Source organism: Streptomyces graminofaciens, assembly GCF_030294945.1.
Taxonomy (GTDB): Bacteria; Actinomycetota; Actinomycetes; order Streptomycetales; family Streptomycetaceae; genus Streptomyces; species Streptomyces graminofaciens.
Map to the genome: position 1 here is coordinate 2105116 of NZ_AP018448.1, position 19760 is coordinate 2124875.

The following is a 19760-nucleotide window of genomic DNA, read 5'->3' on the forward strand; positions in this document are numbered from 1 at the left end:
ACCATGGCAGTTCCTGACCCGAAGGCGAGCCGGGCAGTACTAGTCGGCGTTCATGCGTACACCCGGCTGGAGCCTCTCCCCCCAGTCGCCGCAGGAGTGACGCGGCTGGCCCAGCTGCTGCGTGACCCCTCGGTGTGGGGGCTGCCAGCGACGCACGTCACCGTGCTTGGGTCAGACGCATCCGGGGACGCCATCCTCGGGGCCATTCGGGACGCGGCAAGCGAATGCACCGACACGCTGTTGGTGTACTTCGCCGGACACGGGTTGCGCGACCGCAGTGGTGAGCAGCTCTACTTGGCGTTGGCCGACGCCGATGATGACCACCCAGAGATCGGTAGTCTCAGCTATTCATCACTGCGCCTCGTCGTGGGCCGGGCCGGATACAAAGCGCGGCGCCGGATCACCTTGCTGGACTGCTGTTACAGCGGCCTGGCTGGCGGCATGGGCGCCGGCACCCTGGCCCGCCCGGATCTGGCACAACTGCTTGATCAGGATCACTCCGACGACATAGATGACGAGACCGACGGCTACGGTAGCTGCGTCTTGACCTCTGCACCCAAGACAGGGCGATCATTCGCACCGCCGGGGGCCCGGTATCCCGAGTTCACCGGCGAGATGATCGATATTCTGGATCACGGGATCGAGGGTGCCGGGCCGACCCTGAGTCCAGACCGGATGTGGCGCCTCGTGCGCCGTCGGCTGCGGACGAAAAACAGTCCCGAACCCCAACAGTTCGGACACAACAGCGTCGTCCTACACGACTGGGTGTACAACCGTGCCCACCAGCCACCACGGATGCATGCACCCTTGAACTCACGCGCCACCGCACCTTCACAGCCCGAAGCCCCCCAAACGCCAGAGACGCCTCTGCCTGCACGTGCGCAAATTGGTCCTCCCCCCACCATTCCTTCAGCCCGGGCCGAGGCACGCCGCTCACGTATTTCGTCCCACACCGGACGACGTGACGCTCCCAATATGACCCGCCGACGCGTACTGCAAGTGGGGACTGCGATAGCCGCCGCAGGAGGGATCACCACTGCCGTCATCCTCAGCCGCGACGATGAACCTGGACCCGACCAGTGGCGCCTGCGCTGGCGTTTCACCGCCGGAGGAGGCCCCACTGCAGAACCGTCAGTGGTCGGCGGAGTGTTGTACACCAGTAACGACGACTACAACCTGTATGCGGTCACTGTTGCCACCGGCACACAGAAGTGGGTCTATAAACATAACGATTACGCCATTTCACCCCCCACGGCGGCGAACGGAAAGGTGTACTTCGGCGGGAAATACTCCCAGCTGTACGCAGTAGACGCCACGACGGGAACGCAGAAATGGACCCTGGACGTCGGAACCGTCTCTACGGCGCCGGTCGTAGTCGATGGAGTGGTGTACGTCGGGACATCTTCGGGGAGCCCTCACGTGTACGCAGTGAACGCCACCACCGGCAGGAGAAAGTGGGCTCTTGCCGTTGAGTCGGCAATCGACGCGTCGCCTGCGGTGGTGAACGGTGTTCTGTACTGCGGCGACGCCAAGGGCAACGTATACGCGGTGGATGCCGCGACCGGAAAGCAGAAGTGGAGCACGCGCAAAGGCGACCAGATCCGCTCTTCGCCCCAAGTGGCGGGCCGATTGTTGTACGTCGCCAGCAAAGGAGGTCAGGGCCTGTACGCCCTGGATGTCAACACCGGGGCCCAAAAGTGGGTCTTCCCGATCCCAAGAGTCGACAGTCCGCCGTTCGTCGTGGCCGACGGGAAGATGTACGTAGTCAATCAGGAGGAGACGGTGTTCGCGCTGGACGCTGAAACAGGCGCGAAAAGATGGACGTACAGGATCCCCACGAACGAATACATCAGCGGTGGGCTCGCGATCGTTAATGGAGTAGTTTATCTCGGGAGCGACGACCACAATGTACATGCGATAGACGCTTCGACCGGGAAGAAACGGTGGATGTTCGCTACCGGAGGCGACGTGATGGGGACCCCAGCGGTGACGGATGGAATCGTTTACGCTGGCAGTACGGACAAGCATGTGTACGCACTGGATGCAGCTAGCGGAAAAAAGCTATGGGCATTCAAGACCGACACCGGGATCTTCTCAGTGATGATTGCTGATGGAGTAGTTTTCGCCAGAGACTACAACTCCGGCAGAGATTATGACGCGTCTATCTACGCACTGGACACCGGCCCCCGCCCATCCGTGACGAAGTAATACTAAAATTTTCCGATCGCCTTCGAGGAAGTTTTCTCAGAGAATATCCAAAAGGCGCCACTGGCAAATGATGTGTGTCAGGCTTCAGGCGCTACCGTTCCCGAATCGCTGCGGCGCTTTGACCATGGAGGAAAACGGCGATCACCTTTCACGATCATTAACTGCCATCCTCAAGATTCGCGACAGAGGTGTTCAATCGACGGTGTCGTCCGTCATGTCGACGTTGGCCTGGGTGGCCCACTGCTGCACGCCAGGGCCGTAGCGCTGTGAACTCCAGTATTTGGTCCGGATGACGCCGTCAGTGGTGATCTGGAGGGTTTCCGGGTAGCCGAAGTGCTGGATCAGGCCAGCTGCGAGAATAGAGGCGGCCGCGATCAAGCCAGGTCCGTCTTCGGCGAGGTCGTCGATGTCGAAGACGGACGTCGCTTGGGGTGACTCGGTCACCTGGTGGGTGCCAAGGCTGCCGCCGAAGTTGGCATGTCCGCGCGGGTGGCGCAGCTCGGCAGGAAGGTCAGTGTTGACGGGCACGATGGTCACGCGGACTGTGGCGGTGCCTCCTGCGGCAGCTCGGTCCCGTGCGTGGCGAGCCAAGAGCCGGAGTCCGGACCAGATGTCGAGGACCAGGTCCTCGTCTTCGATCCGGCTGACAGTGGTGTTCTCGTCCACCTGGCCGGGCTGGGCGAGGTCGGTGCGGTTGGCGGCGAGGGCGGCGAAGGTGCCGGCGCCGCTCTGGTGGAGCTCGCACGCGATCCATTTGGCCATCGCGGGCTCGGAGCCACCGTGCGCCAGCAGACGGCGGCTGCCTACCGTGACGTGGCGGACGTATGCCCCGCGTGGGATGACGAGCAGGTCCTTGTCCCGAGTCTCTTGCTGGAAGGCGCGCAGGGCCTTGGTGTCGAGGGTGAAGTCCCCGCTGAGGTCTGGGACCAGGGTGACAACGACGTACGTCTGGTCGCTCACGTCCAGGCGGCCGATCAGGTCGCGTTCGTAGCGGAGCAGTTCGTCGTGGCGGGACTGGCGACGTGCGAAGCGGTCCTGGTAGGCGGCGGCCACTTCAGCCTCCGTCAGGTAGATGATGCTGGCGCCGTTGCGGCGGGGGTAGCGCAGGCCCTCGTTGACCAGGACTCCGTGCGGAGCGGAGGGGCTGCGGGGCACCGCGATCATCAGAATCCCGTGACCGGGTTTGTCCGGGTCCTCGATCTGCTTGACGTCGAAGGTGGGCAGGGGGTGGACCTGGTCGGCCACGATGTTGCGGATCCGCAGCACCTCAGCGTCGCTGAGCGCGACCCCGGGGAGTTCCGTCGCCCGGGCCTGGTCGTCTTCGGCAACTCCGAGCAGGAGGACTCCGCCGGCGGTGTTGGCCAGGGCCGCCACGTCACCGGCCAGGTCCCGCTTGGCCTTGTCGTTGCCGCCGTAGAGCTCCCCCTTGAACTCCAGGTCGTAGGACTCGGAGACCGCGTTCATCTTCAGAGCGGCGATCTGAGCGTGCGAGACCGCGTCCAGCAGGACCCCGAAGAGCCCCTCCAGACGGCGGGAGCGAAGAGCAACCATGACGCCAGATGCTGCCCGAACCGCCCCTGTCTGTCACAGGATTAAGCGGATCCACCAGCAGGAGCTCGCGCATAGCGCGTTCCGCCACATTGTCGTACCGGCGTGTGACGATGCTGAGGGAGGCGAGTGACGTGGCAATCGAGTGGGACCGTATCGGGCAGTCGGCCTTTGACCGGCATGTCGAGGCGCTGCTGCACCGGATGTTCGATGACACCGGGAAGGTGATCGTGGTCAATGGGCGTGGTGGCGACGATGGCATCGACGTCTAGGTCACCACTGACGTTGGTTTGCGAATCTTCCAGCTGAAGTACCACCCGGATGGCTTCCCCGGTTCGCTTAAGGGTCGCCGCACTTCGATCAAGAAGTCGTTCAACCGGGCCATGGCCCACAAGCCGGTGGAATGGACGCTGGTGGTGCCGTGCACGCTGACGACGTCCGAGCGGGCCTTCGTCAACAAGCTCGCCGATGGCAAGGCGGTGAAGGTCTCCATGCTCGACCGCTCTGACCTGGACTGTCACTTCGCCGCCCACTCAGACCTGGAAGCCAGTTTCACCCGCGACCTGTTGCGCGAGGCAGCCAAGGACTTCAACCAGGAGAAGGCCATGCTGCTGGGCGCGGACGATCTCGTCATCGTCACCACCGTCATCCACCAGGACGGCTGCTGGGCCCAGCTGCACAACGACGCGTACTTCGCGCGCTCCGCCTGCGCGGACTTCGCCTACGACCAGGGCCTCGACGAGCTGCGGTGACCTGGGGCGTCTATCACCCATCGTCGGCCGGGCCAAATCGCGGATTCCTCGGATCCTCTCTCACTGACGGCCCGGCCACCCGGGCTCCCGTTCGCCACTCCCCCTTCGAGGTAGACGCCGTGATCGCCCACCTGCAGCGCGCCAGCCACACCGCCGGTCTGCTCACTTATCTGTACGGGCCGGGCGAGCGCGGCAACCACACCAGCCCCCGCCTGATCGCCGGGGACGGCCATGGCGCCCCGATCGAGATGCTCGCCCAGCCCGACGCGCTGGCATATCTGGCCCGCACCCTCGACGCACCCGTCGAGCGCCTCGGGACCCGAGCGCCCGAGCGGCCGGTGTGGCTCTGCTCGGTCCGCTCCGATCCCCGGCACCCCGACCTGACCGCGTACGGCAGGTGCACGTCGTGGCCACCCTCGCCCGCGAGGACGGCAGCTTCCACAACACCTACCGCGACGCCTTCCGTCTCCAGACCGAGTGCCACCGCATCGCCACCGAACTCGGCCACCTGCCCCCAGCCCCACACCCAACACCCCGCGCCCAGGAGACCCACGTGCCTGCCCACAACATCACCATCAGCGCAGAGCCCAGTGGCAGCGTCTCCGCGAAGGGCGCCAGCGACGACCTGTCCGCCACGCTTCTCAAGCACGCCGGTTTCCAGCAGATCGAGGACTGGTACGGCCGCCGCCACCGCCTGACGACCACCACCCCGCAGGCTGAGCTCGTCGCCATCGCCTCCCACGCAGCCGAGATGCTCCGCGCCGCCCGGTACAGCGTCGATCTGGACCCCGACCTCGACACGAGCCGGTTGACCAGCCCGGCCAACCCTCTCGGGCTCTACACCGCCGGAGCCGAAGTCCTCCAGCTGACCGACCAGATCAGGGCCGCCGAGAACGGTGCCGACCTTGCCCAGGCGGTCGGTCACCTCCTTCATCCCGAACACGGCGTCCTGGAACGCCTCCGGGAAGCTCTGGAGACGGCAGGCGAACAGATCACCGACCTCGACGACGAGTTGTACGCGCTCGCCGACCGGTTCGGCTTCGCCGCGGAGTTCGTCAGCGCGGCGCAATCGGAACTCGTCGGAGCGGGACGCGAACTGCACCGTGTCAGCGGCTCGCGCCAGGACCACACCGGGGCACAGACGCAGTCCCCAGCCCCGCCCGACGCACGAAACGCGGCTCTCGCCACGTCACCCGCGGCGGACAGGGCCAAGGCGTCTTCGGCGCTCGGAACTCCGTCTCCGGAGGTCGGTACAGCCGTAGGTGCGCCGCAGGTCACAAGCCCTCGGACCCGTTAGACCGGCCAAGGTCCGAGGGATCTGTCCAACCCACCCGGCACCGACCCAACACCCGCCCAAGGAGGAACAGTGCCCGAGTTCTACCCGAGCATCGGCGAGGCCGTAGGCGCCGCGATGCAGCACAACATCCGGCTTGCCTACGGCGGCAAGGCGTCCGGCCCCGACGCGTCCCTGCAGGCCCGACGCCTGCCGCACCCGTCGGTCGACCCGTACTCCGTCCCGGGGATGATCGCCCGGATCACGGAGACAGCAACTCCCCATGAGATCGCTGGAATTATCGAGGAGTTCAACGGAGCGCTCGGGGCCCTCCCCCAGCTGACCGAACTCGTGGCCGCAGCGGCCGACTGGACCCGAGCCCGGCTGACTTTCGAGAACCCGCACCACAACCCGACCTTCGAGACGTGGACACGGCTGGCCGCCGCCAGCCGCATGCTGCGGGACGTCCAAGAGGAGCTGGAGGTCGTCGAGGACATGATCGCCGCGTGCCCTGTGCAACTCAGCGACCCCAAGTACCGCGACGAGGTGCCTGCCCTGCGGACCGGGGAGCCGCTCAGCGATGTCCTCGGCAACGACGCGGTCGCGAACAGCGAGCCGCCCGCCACCTGGAACCCGGAAGCGGACCGACGCCGAGCCGCCCGCGCCTCTTCCCCACACGCTGGCACTCAGCGGACCGCGCCCTCCGTCGGCGCGACGTCCGAACCACCCACCAGCGCCTCCCCGCCCCGGTCGCCACGCACCCAATGACCTCGGCTTGACCCCCAACTGCCGTCCCTTGCCCCGACAGGAGCTGCCCCGATGACCACCAGAAGAGCGCCGCGCATCCCGCCTCGCCTTGTCCACTCTCCCTCCTTGGACCCGCCATGCCCGCACCGCGTACCAGCGCGCCCTCGGCCACCACCGGCTCCGACGCGCTTCTCTACCTCCTGTTCGGCGTCCTCGGCGCCGCCATCGCCTTCGGCTCCCTCGCCTGGCTGACCGGCAACCTCACCAACGCTCTCGTCGGCACCGGCCCCTGGGCGCCGTTCGAGGCCACCAACTCGCTGTTGCACCCCGACGTGCTGTGGCCGCACCTGAGCCCCACCGCTCTGCTGGTGGGCGCGCGGCTCGTCCCCGGGCTGTTCTCCGTCTGCCTCACCGTCACCGGCCTGGTTGTGTGGCTGCGGCTGCGCGGCGGTGCGATGAACGGGCTCGCCCGCAGGCGGGATCTCGCCCCTCTGATGAACAAGGAGATCACCGCCAAGGCGAAGAGCCTGCGGCCGAGCCTGTCCGGCCTCAAACCGAAGGAGGTCGCTCCCGCCGACCGCGGGATCCTCGTCGGCACGCACTCCCCGGGCCGGGCCGAGGTCCGCGCCTCCTGGGAGGACGTGATCGTCGCGATCATGGCCCCGCGCTCCGGCAAGACGTCCGGGCTGGCGATCCCCGCGATCCTCGCCGCTCCAGGCCCGGTACTGCTGACCTCGAACAAGGCGGCGAACGACGCCTTCACCGCGACAGTGGACGCCCGCGCCGAGGTCGGCACGATCTGGACGCTCGACCCGCAGCAGATCGCCCATCACCCGCGCGAGATGTGGTGGGACATCCTGGCCGACGCCCGCGACCTGGCCGGGGCGAAACGTCTTGCCGGGCACTTCGTCGCCGCCAGCGTGGACGAGTCCAGCGGTGCCGACTTCTGGTCCACCGCCGCGAGCAACACGCTGGGCGCGCTGTTCCTGGCCGCCGCCAGCCATCGGTGCCCGATCACCGATGTCCTGGCCTGGCTCGCCTCCCCCGCCGACCGCACTCCGGTGGACCTGCTCACCGATGCCGGCCACGAGGCGGTCGCCGCCCAGCTCCAGGGCACCGTCAGCGGGGCCACGGAAACGCGGGACGGCATCTACGAGACCGCGCGGCAGTACGCGAGCTGCCTGCTCGACCCGGACATCGCCGCCTGGGTCACACCCGACAAGCACCTTCCCGAGTTCAAGCCCTCCGCGTTCGCCACCTCCCGCGACACGTTGTACCTGCTCAGCAAGGACGGCGGCGGCTCGGCATCGGCGATCATCGCGGCGGCGGCCGACGCGGTGATGCGCGCGGCCGTGGACGTCGCGGAGCGCTCCGGCGGGCGGCTCGACCCACCTGCCCTGTGCGTCCTCGACGAGGCCGCCAACGTGTGCAAGATCTCCGATCTCCCCGACCTGTACAGCCACCTGGGCTCACGGGGCGTGATCCCGATGACGATCCTGCAGTCCTACCGGCAGGGCCAGCGGTGCTGGGGCGAGGCCGGCATGGACGCACTCTGGAGCGCCGCCACGGTCAAGATCGTCGGCTCCGGCATCGACGACATCGACTTCGCCGACAAGCTGAGCCGCGCGATCGGGGAGCACGAGGTACGGACCGTCTCCGTCTCCCACTCCGACAGCGGCAAGTCGACCTCCGTGTCCATGCGCACCGAGCGGATCCTCGCCCCCGACGCGATCCGTGCGCTGCCCAAGGGCAAGGCACTCCTCCTGACCACCGGCCTACGCATCGCGCTGCTCGACCTCAAGCCCTGGTACAAGGAGTCGTCGGCGAAGACCATCGCGCCTGCCTCCGCCGCCGCCACGGCCACCATCACCGACCGCGCACTCGCGAAGGCGAACAACTCCGGCTTCAGGCGTGCGGCATGAGCGGGGTCTGGGACGTCCCCGCCGCCGAACGCGTCGCCGCCCTCCGGCGCGAAGCAGCCCACCACCCCGAGTCCGGAGCGCGGGAACTGTCGGACCTGGAACTCCTCAACCGGGCCTACGAGTCCGTCGTCCGCGACCGGATCGACACCCACGACGCCTACATGCGCCTGCTCACCGATCTACGCCACCACGACGACCAGGTCCGCGCCGGGGCCGTGGCCGGCTTCCGCCCCCAGATCGACCGCATCGCCCGCCACGTCGTCAACGAACACCTCAAGCCCTACTGGCAGTTGGTCCACCGCGTCGAACACCTGCCGGAACGGCTCTCCACCAGGGACATCGAATCGCTGCGGTCCCAGGCGGCATCGGTGCGGTACTGGCTACGCCAGGACAGGCCCGCCGAGGACCGGCTCGACCCCGGCGACGCCCGGGAACACCTCAGCACCCTGCGCACCGTCCTCGCCGCGCTCAAGGGGCGCCAGGAGGTCTCCACGGACGACGCGCTACGGCTCATGGACGCGGCTCTCAATGACGGACCGCTACTCGACCTGCTCGAGGTTGGCACACCCGAACCGCTGCCCGAGCCAGTCCAACCCCCCTTCGCCGGACCCGGCTGGATAGTCCACGCCCACATGTGGACCTACCAACCGGCACCCGACGACGGCTACGTCACCGCCGTCCGGCTCGGCGACGAATGGCGCATCGACCTGTGGTCCCCCGCCGGCCCCCTCCTCGCCCGCGGCACCGCACCCGAGAACGACGTCGCCGCCCTCGCCGAAGCCCTCGTCGCCTGAGCCCCGGCCTGGACCGCGGACCGCTCCGACTACGCCTGGCGCCGCTTCACCGACACCGCCAACGCCTGCCAGCATACCGACGACACCTCCCCACGAGTCCGAGCCGCCACCACACGCACCACGACACCCCACCGCCCCACACCGCAGGCCCCACCGCCCACCACGCCGTCCCTCCCGGCGTCCGCGCAGACGGCTCTCGACCGCGGCCGTCGCCGCTGAAGGAGGGCACGCCGCTGCTCGGCCAGGCGTATCCGCGTCGCAGTCGCCGGCCTCTGGACCAGGCGCCAATCGACTGGGTCACCGCCCACGAGTGGTCCGGACGTCAGGGCGACATCTTCGACGCGCTCGCGGACGCCGAACTGGAGAACGGCGAGCCGGACGGTCGCTCGCCCTAGTCCTGCCGCTCCGGCACCCCCGTCCAGGCCGACGTCGACGTCACGGCCTGCCCCTCCCCTCTACCTGCTCAGGAGTCCCCTAGTGTCCTCGCGCACTCCGTCCCCTCCCCTGGCGCGTTCCGAACGCCTCGCCCGGTCACCGGTCGTCCGACGCGGTGGCCAGTGGTGGCTGGTCACCGGTTCCGGATCGATCCTCGCCACCGATCCGGCGTTCACCGGCGAGCTGGACCGCTTCGCCGACGTGATGACCGCCGCCGACCAGGCCGTCGCCGATCTCCGCTCGCGGCAGGACGACCCGCCGTCTCCCCGCCCCGGGCGGCAGCGATGAACCCGCTTTTGAGTGCCGAGCAGGCGGTGCTCGGCTCGGTGCTGCTCGACCCCGGCCAGCTCGCGCACCTGGACTGGCTCGCGCCCGATCACTTCTACCGGCCCATCCACCAGGCGCTGTTCGCCGCCTTGCGCAAGCTCCGGGCCGAGAGCCATCCCGCCGTGGCGGCCGGAGAACGCGTGCCGCTGTCCTGGGTGACGGACGCCGTCGCCGAGGCCAGTCACCACGTCCGAGGGCTGACCGCCGTGTATCCCCACATCCTGATCTCGGCCTGCCCACGGCCTGAGCACGCCCCGGTGTACGGCCGGATGGTGCTGGAGGGAGCGATCCACCGCAGCGTGACCGCGCACGCGATCCGCCTCCACCAGGCAGCCCGCGCCGCAGCCCTCCAAGGTGAGGTGGAAGGAGCGCTGCACCATGCGGACGTCCTGGCCGGGGTGCTCGAAGACCTCGCGCGCCGCTGGGGGTCCGAACCGCGCCCGGTCGCCCCGGCCACACCGCCGCCCACAGCTCCCGTCGCGCCGCCGCCGGTACGAGCGGATCAGGTCGCCGAGGACGAGCAGTTCCTGCTGGCGGTCCTGGTCGAGCAGCCGAAAGCGATGGACGAAGTCGTCGGCTGGCTGCGACCCGACGACTTCGCCGACCCCGCCCACGGCCAGCTCTACCGCTGCCTGGGAGCGCTGCACCACCGCGGCGAACCCATCGACCGGATCACCATGCTGTGGGAAGCCCAGCGGCGCGGTCTGCTCGCCGACGGCACTCTGACCACCGAACAGCTCACCGCCATCTGCGATGGCGCCGGCGCCAGCAGCGCCGAGTGGCTCGGCGAACAGATCATGCGCTCCTCCGTCGCCCGTACGGCCGCCGCCTCCGCCCGCGCCATCCGCGCCCTGGCCGAGAACGAGACCCTGGCCCCCGGACGGCTCATCAGCCACGCCCTGCACGCGCTCGGGCCGCTCGACAACGTGCGCGCCCGCTGGCAGACCGCGAACGGCCACCAAGCTCCGGCGCCGTCCCCCACGCCGCCGACCGACGGGCCCCCGACGGCGCAGGTCCACGCCGCGCTCGCCCGCAGCACGGCGCGACCGGCCGCACGGCCCTCGGAATGCCCAGGTCCTGCCTCCACATCATCAGCCGCACGACCGCCCTCGCGCACCCCCGGCTGAGCCGTCCTCACCCCTCCACCAACCCAGCCCATCCGACCGTCCTCACCTTGGAACGCCCTGTGGACAACACCCCACTCTCCGACGCCCTGGCCCTGCGCGCCACGGCCTTCGCCTTCGACGCCCAGCGCGGCAAGCTGCCGGTGCCGGGAGACCCCCACCGCTCACCCGACGTCGTCGCCGTCGCACGCCAGATCTCCGAGCTCGGAAAGCTGGTCACCGAACTGGGCGACGAGGTCCTCTTCCGTGCCGCCGACCAGAACCAGGCGCCCCACACCGCTCGCGTGATCGCCAACTTCGCCGCCGCCGTCGAGCCCGCGGGCGAAGCGGCTTCCGCCCTGGGAGCGGTGGCCCACCAGCTCGCCTTCCTGAACCAGACCGAGAGTCTGCGCGACCAGCCCGACGCCAGGGATGCCCGGGAGGCAGCAGTACGGGTGATGGAGGAAGCACTCGCCACCGCCGACGCGGCCCTGCACGACGGGGCCAACTCCCTGCACGCCGCATCGGCAACGGTCTCTCCCCCATCCGCACGGCTCCAGGCCGCCCGCAGCCGGTCCGCGACCACCGCGCATTCTCCGGGGCGTCCGCCGCCCAACGTCACCACGGCAGTGGCGGCCCCCTCGGACCGAATCGCACGTGGCCGGTGACATGGAGACCACCACCGCGCGAATGCCGTTGATCGGCTCGCTCTGCTCGGGTTACGGCGGTCTGGACCTCGGGGTCCAGACCGCGCTCGGCGGCACCGTGGCCTGGCACGCCGAGATCAACCCCGACGCCGCACGCATCCTGGCCCGGCACTGGCCCGGCGTGCCCAATCTGCAGGACATCGCCGCCGTCAACTGGGCCGACGTTCCTCAGGTGTGCGTCCTGACGGCCGGCTTCCCCTGTCAAAGACGTCTCCGTGGCCGGCCGCCGGGCCGGACTCAACCCCCACACCCGCTCTGGACTGTGGCTGCACGTCGCCCGTGCGGTCGAAGCCCTCCGCCCCTGCTTGGTGGTGATCGAGAATGTCCGAGGTCTCCTCACCTCGCCCGCCGGTTCCCCTGGCGACGTGGAATTCTGCCCGTGGTGTCTGGGAGACGACCCAACCCAGCCTCCTGTGCGGGCACTTGGTGCCGTTCTCGGATCCCTGGCCGATCTCCGGTACGACGCGCGGTGGCTCGTACTTCGTGCCTCCGACGTCGGAGCCCCCCATCGTCGCGAGCGGACATTCCTCACCGCCTGGCCCGCCGAGCACGCTGCTCAAGACCCCGACGAGCAACATCGGCAAGAACGGCGGCTCCCAGCATCCGTCGAAGAGGAAGAGCGGCGGCCACGGCCCGAACCTGGCCGACGAGGTGGAGTGGCTGCTGCCCACGCCGAAGGCGTCGGACGGGATCAAGGGCTCGCCGAACCAGCGGCACGGCAACGGGGACATGACGCTGCCGAGCGCGGCAGCGTCGCTGCTGCCCACCCCGAGGGCGAGCGACACCGGCACCCCGGGCCGCCGTCCGGGCAAGGGCTGGCGTCCGCCCCTGTCGGCGGTGGTCCTGCCGCTGTGGGCGGAGGCGGCCCCGGAAGCGGAGGGATCGACGGGCGATGGGGAGCGTACGCCTCCGCCATCGCCCGATGGGAGAACCTCACCCGTCCCGCGCCGCCACCCACCGACGCCGCAGGACGCCTGCGCGCCGACTTCGTGGAGTGGATGCAGGGCCTGGCCCCCGGCTGGGTGACCGCCACTCCGGGACTCGGCCGACCGGCTCAGCTCACCGCACTCGGCAACGGTGTGGTCCCCCAACAGGCCGCCCGAGCCGTGCAGTTGCTGGCACCGCTCTTCCCAGGCTGCCCCCGCTGCACCGCGCCGTAGCGCCCCATTACCCGGTTTCCCCGGCCGCGCCAAATCGCGGAATCTCCGCATCCTCCTACCCATGCCGACCTGCGAAGGGAGCACCGCCGTGACCTCCAGAAGAGCGCGCCGCACTTCGCCCCCGCCCTGCTCGCTCACTCCCTTGGATCCGCCATGTCCGACCCCAGCAAGGCCACCCCCGCGCCCGAGCCGTTCCGCGTTCCCGACGGCGACCTCGACGATCTCGCCAGCACCCTCGCCAAGACCATGGCGGAGGTACGCCAGCACGGCGTCATCCTGGACCGCCTCGGCTCCGAGCCCGTCTCCACCCCTCAGCCCACCGCGGGCACCTCCACCGCAGGCGCTGCCGGCGCCGACAAGGCCGCCGCCCCGGCCTCGGTGTTCATCCTCGCCCTGGGCGGCGAGGCGTACGCCGTCGAACTGGCCGCTCTCAGCGACTGGGTGAACCACCTGTTCCTGCCCGTCTACGGACGGGAGATCAGCACTACCCGACCGTGGTGCGACCAGTGGCACGAGCACCCCGAGGCCGTTGCCCGGCTGCACGCGCTCTGGCTCGCGTGGCAGCAGCTCACCGACGCCGAGGCCGGCCTGTCCGGTCCCTCGACGTGGCACCGCGACCACCTCGACCAGGCCCTGGTTCATCTCCGTGCCCCCGACGGCCCCTTCGCCGCATGCACGACGAGCCCGACCCGGCCCAACCACCGGGTGCTGGCGACCCCGGCGCCCGAGCTGACGGGAGCCGCCCAGTGATCGCCGAACCCGACTTCCGCCTCGCCGACTTCGAGCCTGCCGACGCCGCCTCCGAACTCGCCGAGAGCAGCGTCTGGGCCGGAGACCTGACCGTGCTGGCCGAGCACCACACCACTCCGGAGGGGACGCACAGCTACCTCGTCGCCCACGACAGGTCGATGACCTGGGGCGTCCCCGGTGATCCGGCGCTCGTTGCCATCAAGATCACGCGGGACCTGCGCGAGCGCACGTTCACCTTCGAGACCGCGAACCACGCCAGCCTGGCGTTCGCCCAGAACTGGCTGATCGAGCGTGGCTGCCCGCCCGAGCGGATCGCCCAGGCCAAGGGGGACTCCCTGAAGCCCGCCGACGATCTCACCCTCTGGGTCGAGCGGCAGATCCGGGAGTCAGGCTCTCGATACAAGGTCCTCGACAGCTGGACCTCGGACTACGCCCCGTCCGAGACCTGGACGTTGACCCGTGACTCCAGCGCCGCTCAGGCACCGATTCGCGTCTTCCTCGAAGAGGGGAACCCCGACGCCCACACGTACACGATGCGCGAGGGCGCCTTCGCCGACGAGGCCGCCGCCCGCCACTGGCTGGAAGACCGCGGCAGTCCGCTGCCGCAACCTCCGGACTACCGAGGTGAGGCCGCCGCCCGGCTGACCCGCGCCGCCCTCACCCGTTCAGCGGGTGCCTCCGCGATCCCGAAAGCCGGCCTCGACACGGGCAACGCGCCGTCGCCAGGAACGGGTCAGCGCCCGACTCCCCGGAGGCCGATGTGAGCCGCGCCCGCTTCGCCTTCGCCGCCCACCCGGACGCCATCACGGACCTGCGCCAACTCCCCGACGACATCCGCGACCTGGCACTGCTGGAACTGCAGAACCTGGTCCACGGCAGCGACGACTGCCTGCCGCTGACCGGCCGCCTCGCGGGCTTCCACAAGGTCTACGTCGACCCGGCCGTCTCCTACCGGATGGTCATCCAGTTCCGCCCGGCCCCGCCCACCTCGACCCACAAACTCGAGATCTACCTCGTCGCGGCCGGTGCCCGGGAGGACTACGCGGTCTACCGCACGGCCCAACTCCGCACCAACCGCACCGGCCTCAACCGGCCCGCCGACACCGACGCGGCGGCCGAGACCCGAGTCCAGGCGGCCCGGTCCCGATCCCCCCACGCGATCGACCCGACCGCGTCCCTCCCGGCCACCGCACCGGCGGCAGCCAGCCCCACCGCCCCGGCCACCGCCCGAAAGGCCTCCATGCGATGACCGCCGACCGTGCATCCCTCGACCGCACCGAACTGGCCGGGCTGCTCACCGACGCCGCGCGGAGCGTCTCGGAGGTCCTGACAACCGAGTACCCCACCTCCGCCGGCCGCTCCTACCTGCATCCCGTCCTCGGCGCGCTGTCCGCCGGTCCCCAGGTGGTCCGCGAACTGAACGACCGGCTCGAAGAGTTCGTCGTCGAGGAGCCGCTGCCTTCCACCCCCGCCGGTCTGTTCACCCTGGCGTCCTACGCTTCCGCGCTCGGCTGGCTCACCGAGTCCCTCGCCGAGCTGACCGCCGCCGTGGACCAGATCTGCACGCGCGTCGGCATCCCGGCCGAGCCGCCGGACCCTGCCTTCGTCGCGCCCTCGCCAACGGACCAGGACGACGAGTTCGACTTCGCGTTCAGCACGCTGGAGTTGGCCGCCATCCGCACAGCCGCCAAGGCTGCCGACCTCAGCCCCGGCGACTACGTCGAGGTGCTCTCGCGGTCCCTGCTCGCCGCCTCCCGGATCACCGACGCCTGCATGGAGATCTCCAGCGGCCTGCTCGAAGACGCCGCGTACGTCCTCGGCGAGGCAACCGATCACGTCCGAACCGGCGAGGGCCCCGACAGCCTGCCCACTCTGGTGCGCTCCCTGCTCGCCCGGATGGACGCTGCCGAATGAACCCCCACGACAGGGCGAAGCGGCCCGGCGCGCACCCGGTCGCCGAGAAGTTCTGCGTCGAGGCCCCTTGGCGCTGAGCGACGACCATCCACCCCGCGACCCGCGTTCCCCCGCCGGCCCGACCGCCAAGCCCTCCCGCTCCCGCTGAAATCCTCAGGAGGAAGACCCCCATGTCCACCGTGATCTACACCCGCCACCTGGTCGAGCACCGGTACGGCCGACCGCTGGAGGACCTCCAGCGCCACAGCGCGCATGGCGGTTCGGGAGATCCCGTTCTGCCCATCGTGCTGCGGCGGCTCGACGGCCTGGCCACGACGAACGCCCATGCCCGTGCCGCCCGCCGCAATCTCGACGCGGCCTGGCAACGCTGCCGCTCCGGCCAACACGCCCTCGACGACCTCGTGCTGCGGTACGCGGCCGAAGTCGTGGACCTCGAACGCCGCGAGCAGTCGGAAGCCGAGGCAGTCTGGGACCTGCTGGACGTCCGCCTCCTCCTGGACCAGCCTGCCGCCCGTCGGCCTTCGACCGTCCGGCGAACCGGCCCCGCGCCGGGTGATGAGGACCTCATAGGCGTAGCCCGAGAGGTCGCGGCCCTTCTGCCCCGGCTCAACCGCGAAGCTCTGCGCCAGGGCCTGCGCGCTCGCGGCATCCACGTCAGCAACCGCCGCCTCGGCACGGTGCTCCAGCGTCTCCGCGCCGAGCACGACCTCCACTGATCCGCACCCCACCGTTCGATTCACCCATCGTCATAACGGAGTTACCGCCATGTCCGCCCCCGCACAACCCGCAACCTCCCAGATCGGCTTCGTCGACGCCCGGCGCGTCGAGGAGGCACTGTCCCTGATTGCGCCGAAGTGGACCACCTGGTCGGCACAGACCCTGGCCCAGCAGGGCGGCCCCATGCGTGTGCGTGGCGTCGCCGCCCACCTCCCCTTCGTCAGCGAACAGTTCGTCGGCAAGCGGCTGGCCCAGATGCACGATGACGGGCTGGTAACCCGAGCCAGTCATCGCCACGGTGCCCCGTACCAGCTCAGTGGGTTCGGCATCGCACTCTCCCCGGTACACCGGGCGCTGTCCGACTGGTCCCACGCGCACCTGTCGCTCGGCAAAGTGGCCGGTGCCGAGCGCGTCGAGGACGCCGTGCGCCGGCTGCACCTTCGCCACTCGACCGCCATGATCCAGGCCCTCGACGCGGGAGGGCCCATGCGGTTCGTCCACATCGCCGAACAGACAGGACTGGACAACAGCTTCACCCGACAGCGCCTGATCCGGCTTCAGCTCGACGGCCTGGTCACCCGCACCGGACCGCGCCACGGCGATCCGTACGTCCTGACCGCTGCCGGACGGGCGCTGGGCCCGGTCTACGCAGCCGTCGAGCACTGGAGCAACCCCGTCGCCGCACCGCTTCCCGCCCCTGTCCGGGTCGCGGCGGCCACGCGCACCCGCACGGGTATCCCGCCGAGGTCGGACGGCATCCGGACCGCAGCCGCCCTGCGTCGCAGCACCGCCGCGCCGAACTCCCTGTTCAGCCACGCCCCGCAGCCACAACCGGCCGGAGTGACTCCGCCCGTTGCCTCGGCCACCGCCGGCGTGCCCGCTCCTGGCTCCTCCCGCCGCCGCTGACCACGCCCTTGGAGGAGCCGTGCCGTACGACCCGAACGAGCAGTGGCGCGAGTACCACGTCACCCCGCGATACCTGGCGGGATCGACCTTCACCGGCGATCCCGCCCTCCAGCCCCTCCTCGACGCGGGCTGGAAACTGAATCACGACGAGATGGGTAACGCCTACATCAACGCACCCGACCAGACGGTCCGCCTGGGCTACCTGCCCGAAGGCGACAACGACGCGCTGTGGAAGATCACGGCGTACTCCGATCCTTTCGCGATGCCCCGCTGGCTCGTCACCTTCCAGGACAGCACCCCCACCGAGATCGTCCAGGACTTCACCACCACGCTCGCCGCCGCCTACGTTGAGGGCCCCGACTCCTACCTCTACTACGGCAACAGCGAGCTGGCGGCCTTGGACGTCGCCACACCTCTTGCGGCAGCAGGCTGGAGCCACCGCTACGGCGCGACCGACGTCTCCTTCGAATCCCCGGACGGCCTGGCCAAGGTCCACCTACGCCGCAACCGGCTCGACCACGCCGCCGAGATGACAGGCCATCAAGAGCGCTGGCTCATGCTGGCCGGACCGCCCAGCAACCAGTGGTACGCCACCGCCTCGTCCTTCACCCCAAAGGGCCTGGTCGCCGCAATGAACACCGCCCTCACTGATCCGGCACCGGTCATCCGTTACGGCGACGACCTACGCCGCCTTCCCCCGCAAGCCACCGCGACCCCGGTGAGGCCCCCGGTACCGACGCCACTGGACGTGCGCCGCGCCCACGCTGCCAACGCCCGCTCCACCGTGGCCCCCTCGCCTGTCGGCGCGCGGCCGTTCATCCCGGCACCGTGCCCGCCGTCGGCTCCGCAGGTCCCGCACCCGGGGCAGAGCCGCTGACCACCGTTCCCTTTCTCACCCTCCGGAGCCACCCTTGTCCGACGCCACTACCCTCGACCAGGCCGACGCGATGATCGAGAAAGCCTGGGGCCGCCCCATCGACGAGCTGGAAACCCTCGCGGTGCGCCGCCCCGTCGAGGATCCGCTCCTGCGCTCGGCGATGCATATCCGTTCGAGCCTCGTCGTCTCGAACAACGCGGTCGCCGTCCTCCAGGACCGTCTGCATGCCCTCACTAGGGCCGGTCATGTGCCAGCCTTCTACGACCTGGAGCGGATCACAAGCTCGGCGGTGGACCTGCGTGTCGCGCAGGCCGAGAGCCGCATAGCCCTGCAGGCGATCAGCCACGTGATCGAGGCCCGCGAAGCCGCCGTGACCGCGGACCGGGCACCGTCGCTCAGCCTGGCCCAGGCCGCTGTCGCCCGCTCCGCGCACGCGCCGCGTGCCCTGGGCCAACCACCGGACCAGCCCGCCCCGTCGGCCGCTGTCCGCCCCACGGTGGCCACGACCGGGCCCGGACGGTAACTGGTCAGCGGGAGCCTTCGTCGCGATGGGCCGCACCGAACCGGGAGTCCATCGCGCGGGCCAGCTCCACCAACGTCAGCTCGACGCGCCGCCCGTCTGCGATCCGACGCTCCACCACGGCTTCCCCGCCACGCTGCCTCCGGGCCTGGATGCCCACGACCCACTGCCCGTCGGCCACCATCGCTATGTCGCCCACCGTCCACGGCCGCCCGGCGCCGCGGATCTTGCGCTCCAGCCCGGCACCGTCCCAGTGTCTGCTCGACTCCGCCACGGCCTGTCCCTTCTGCTCTGTACGGCCCTGCGCCGCAACCGGGTTACGACAACCGGTCGCGCGGATCCATTCCCCGGCCCGCTGGCCTCCTCCCACCTCGCCGGCCAGTTCGCCCACGGCAGACCTCACCTTCCCGGAAACGACTACGTACTTCGGCACACCGCATGTCAACGTACGGACGTCGGGAAAACCCGCAGGTCAACGAAGGGACAGCCCACTCGTGAACGCCTCCAGCACCCTCCTGCCAGCCATCGTCCGCCCCGCCGTGAAGGAACGCGCCTGGCTCTCCAGCGACCACTGCGCGAGCCCGGTACTCGAACTGCTCGGCGGGCTCGGCTGGGCGATCGTCGACACCCCGGAGGCCAACGTGCACTGCACCAGCCCGGACGGCCGCGTCTACGTCGGCTGGCTCCCCGAGGACACCCCCGCCTGGAAGCGCGGCATCGTCTGGCAGGTCCGGGTCCACCCCTCCGACGCCGAGCCCTGGATCCAGGAGTTCGGCCCCGACACCCCCTCCGAGGCCGTGGCCGGATTCCTCGCCGCGCTCATCGCCGCACTTCCCCGGACCTCTCAGTAACGACGGCCAGACCGCCGCACTGTCGTCCGGCCCGACTTCGCGAAGGAGTCATCGTGGCCCGCATGCTCGACGCTACACGCCCCAACTACCGCCGGACCTGCCGATACGCACGGAAAGGCTGCACTTGCTACCTCTACCCCTCCACCACCGGATCGAAGGCGAAGGTCCTGCGCCGCCGCGCACAACGGCACGCAGAGAAGCGACGACTCCGTACCTTCTGACCTCGTCAAGCAAGCCCCCCACCAGCGG

22 protein-coding genes and 1 pseudogene are annotated in these 19760 nt (G+C 69.7%); 21 read left to right on the plus strand and 2 right to left on the minus strand.

Annotated elements, in window-relative coordinates; all coding sequences use genetic code 11:
• The first annotated feature begins 3 nt into the window (after positions 1-3).
• Positions 4-2208 (plus strand): caspase, EACC1-associated type, encoded by a 2205-nt coding sequence (locus SGFS_RS09105; protein WP_286249286.1) that lies wholly within the window; start codon positions 4-6, stop codon positions 2206-2208.
• Between the two features lie 192 nt (positions 2209-2400).
• Here SGFS_RS09105 and SGFS_RS09110 read toward each other — a convergent pair whose 3' ends face one another.
• Positions 2401-3759 (minus strand): AlbA family DNA-binding domain-containing protein, encoded by a 1359-nt coding sequence (locus tag SGFS_RS09110; protein WP_286249287.1) that lies wholly within the window; start codon positions 3757-3759, stop codon positions 2401-2403.
• 131 nt (positions 3760-3890) lie between these two features.
• Here SGFS_RS09110 and SGFS_RS09115 point away from each other — a divergent pair, with 131 nt between their 5' ends.
• The 19 genes and pseudogenes from SGFS_RS09115 (at position 3891) to SGFS_RS09210 (ending at position 18663) form a co-directional block, all read left to right on the plus strand.
• Positions 3891-4028 carry a hypothetical protein gene (locus SGFS_RS09115; protein ID WP_286249288.1) on the plus strand — a complete coding sequence of 46 codons (138 nt, stop codon included), beginning with the start codon at positions 3891-3893 and terminating at the stop codon, positions 4026-4028.
• 111 nt (positions 4029-4139) lie between these two features.
• A complete protein-coding gene (locus tag SGFS_RS09120) occupies positions 4140-4508 on the plus strand; it encodes a hypothetical protein (protein WP_286249289.1) in 369 nt (122 codons plus the stop codon).
• Positions 4509-4914: 406 nt separating this feature from the next.
• The gene (locus tag SGFS_RS09125; protein ID WP_286249290.1) at positions 4915-5805 is read left to right on the plus strand and encodes a hypothetical protein; all 891 of its coding nucleotides are present in this window, start codon (positions 4915-4917) and stop codon (positions 5803-5805) included.
• A gap of 69 nt (positions 5806-5874) precedes the next feature.
• On the plus strand, positions 5875-6549 hold the full coding sequence (locus SGFS_RS09130) for a hypothetical protein (protein WP_286249291.1): 675 nt from the start codon (positions 5875-5877) through the stop codon (positions 6547-6549).
• Positions 6550-6665: 116 nt separating this feature from the next.
• Entirely contained in the window at positions 6666-8450 is a 1785-nt protein-coding gene (locus tag SGFS_RS09135) for a type IV secretory system conjugative DNA transfer family protein (protein WP_286249292.1), read from the plus strand.
• The gene (locus tag SGFS_RS09140) at positions 8447-9244 is read left to right on the plus strand and encodes a hypothetical protein (protein ID WP_286249293.1); all 798 of its coding nucleotides are present in this window, start codon (positions 8447-8449) and stop codon (positions 9242-9244) included. The genes SGFS_RS09135 and SGFS_RS09140 overlap by 4 nt, the downstream gene beginning before the upstream one ends.
• Before the next feature lie 477 nt (positions 9245-9721).
• Entirely contained in the window at positions 9722-9967 is a 246-nt protein-coding gene (locus tag SGFS_RS09145) for a hypothetical protein (protein WP_286249294.1), read from the plus strand.
• Entirely contained in the window at positions 9964-11133 is a 1170-nt protein-coding gene (locus SGFS_RS09150) for a DnaB-like helicase N-terminal domain-containing protein (protein WP_286249295.1), read from the plus strand. Before SGFS_RS09145 ends, SGFS_RS09150 begins: the two co-directional genes overlap by 4 nt.
• Before the next feature lie 47 nt (positions 11134-11180).
• Entirely contained in the window at positions 11181-11777 is a 597-nt protein-coding gene (locus SGFS_RS09155; RefSeq protein ID WP_286249296.1) for a hypothetical protein, read from the plus strand.
• A 22-nt stretch (positions 11778-11799) separates the two neighbouring features.
• Positions 11800-11952, plus strand: a pseudogene (locus SGFS_RS09160) (DNA cytosine methyltransferase); the annotation flags it as partial.
• 79 nt (positions 11953-12031) lie between these two features.
• Positions 12032-12976: a DNA cytosine methyltransferase gene (locus SGFS_RS51795; protein ID WP_434026620.1), complete on the plus strand. Its 945-nt coding sequence runs from the start codon at positions 12032-12034 to the stop codon at positions 12974-12976.
• A 153-nt stretch (positions 12977-13129) separates the two neighbouring features.
• Positions 13130-13726 carry a DUF4913 domain-containing protein gene (locus tag SGFS_RS09175; protein WP_286249298.1) on the plus strand — a complete coding sequence of 199 codons (597 nt, stop codon included), beginning with the start codon at positions 13130-13132 and terminating at the stop codon, positions 13724-13726.
• Positions 13723-14490 (plus strand): glycosyl hydrolase, encoded by a 768-nt coding sequence (locus SGFS_RS09180; RefSeq protein WP_286249299.1) that lies wholly within the window; start codon positions 13723-13725, stop codon positions 14488-14490. Before SGFS_RS09175 ends, SGFS_RS09180 begins: the two co-directional genes overlap by 4 nt.
• The gene (locus SGFS_RS09185; protein WP_286249300.1) at positions 14487-14975 is read left to right on the plus strand and encodes a hypothetical protein; all 489 of its coding nucleotides are present in this window, start codon (positions 14487-14489) and stop codon (positions 14973-14975) included. Before SGFS_RS09180 ends, SGFS_RS09185 begins: the two co-directional genes overlap by 4 nt.
• Complete coding sequence (locus tag SGFS_RS09190) at positions 14972-15640, plus strand: hypothetical protein (protein ID WP_286249301.1); 669 nt, start codon at positions 14972-14974, stop codon at positions 15638-15640. The genes SGFS_RS09185 and SGFS_RS09190 overlap by 4 nt, the downstream gene beginning before the upstream one ends.
• Before the next feature lie 170 nt (positions 15641-15810).
• On the plus strand, positions 15811-16356 hold the full coding sequence (locus SGFS_RS09195; RefSeq protein ID WP_286249302.1) for a hypothetical protein: 546 nt from the start codon (positions 15811-15813) through the stop codon (positions 16354-16356).
• A gap of 49 nt (positions 16357-16405) precedes the next feature.
• The gene (locus SGFS_RS09200; protein WP_286249303.1) at positions 16406-17263 is read left to right on the plus strand and encodes a winged helix-turn-helix transcriptional regulator; all 858 of its coding nucleotides are present in this window, start codon (positions 16406-16408) and stop codon (positions 17261-17263) included.
• A gap of 19 nt (positions 17264-17282) precedes the next feature.
• Complete coding sequence (locus tag SGFS_RS09205) at positions 17283-18140, plus strand: SPDY domain-containing protein (protein ID WP_286249304.1); 858 nt, start codon at positions 17283-17285, stop codon at positions 18138-18140.
• Between the two features lie 34 nt (positions 18141-18174).
• The gene (locus SGFS_RS09210) at positions 18175-18663 is read left to right on the plus strand and encodes a hypothetical protein (RefSeq protein WP_286249305.1); all 489 of its coding nucleotides are present in this window, start codon (positions 18175-18177) and stop codon (positions 18661-18663) included.
• 4 nt (positions 18664-18667) lie between these two features.
• Here SGFS_RS09210 and SGFS_RS09215 read toward each other — a convergent pair whose 3' ends face one another.
• Complete coding sequence (locus tag SGFS_RS09215; protein ID WP_286249306.1) at positions 18668-19051, minus strand: hypothetical protein; 384 nt, start codon at positions 19049-19051, stop codon at positions 18668-18670.
• Positions 19052-19154: 103 nt separating this feature from the next.
• Between SGFS_RS09215 and SGFS_RS09220 the strand changes: the two genes are divergently transcribed.
• Positions 19155-19511, plus strand: coding sequence for an SPDY domain-containing protein (locus tag SGFS_RS09220; RefSeq protein ID WP_286249307.1), 357 nt, complete (start codon positions 19155-19157; stop codon positions 19509-19511).
• Positions 19512-19760: the final 249 nt, after the last annotated feature.

Excerpts from the sequence above, each read along its gene's own strand:
- SGFS_RS09105 (WP_286249286.1), top strand. The coding sequence starts at position 4 with ATGGCAGTTCCTGACCCGAAGGCGAGCCGGGCAGTACTAGTCGGCGTT.
- SGFS_RS09110 (WP_286249287.1), bottom strand. The coding sequence starts at position 3,759 with ATGGTTGCTCTTCGCTCCCGCCGTCTGGAGGGGCTCTTCGGGGTCCTG.
- SGFS_RS09120 (WP_286249289.1), top strand. The coding sequence starts at position 4,140 with ATGGCCCACAAGCCGGTGGAATGGACGCTGGTGGTGCCGTGCACGCTG.
- SGFS_RS09135 (WP_286249292.1), top strand. The coding sequence starts at position 6,666 with ATGCCCGCACCGCGTACCAGCGCGCCCTCGGCCACCACCGGCTCCGAC.
- SGFS_RS09140 (WP_286249293.1), top strand. The coding sequence starts at position 8,447 with ATGAGCGGGGTCTGGGACGTCCCCGCCGCCGAACGCGTCGCCGCCCTC.
- SGFS_RS09150 (WP_286249295.1), top strand. The coding sequence starts at position 9,964 with ATGAACCCGCTTTTGAGTGCCGAGCAGGCGGTGCTCGGCTCGGTGCTG.
- SGFS_RS09175 (WP_286249298.1), top strand. The coding sequence starts at position 13,130 with ATGTCCGACCCCAGCAAGGCCACCCCCGCGCCCGAGCCGTTCCGCGTT.
- SGFS_RS09190 (WP_286249301.1), top strand. The coding sequence starts at position 14,972 with ATGACCGCCGACCGTGCATCCCTCGACCGCACCGAACTGGCCGGGCTG.
- SGFS_RS09195 (WP_286249302.1), top strand. The coding sequence starts at position 15,811 with ATGTCCACCGTGATCTACACCCGCCACCTGGTCGAGCACCGGTACGGC.
- SGFS_RS09200 (WP_286249303.1), top strand. The coding sequence starts at position 16,406 with ATGTCCGCCCCCGCACAACCCGCAACCTCCCAGATCGGCTTCGTCGAC.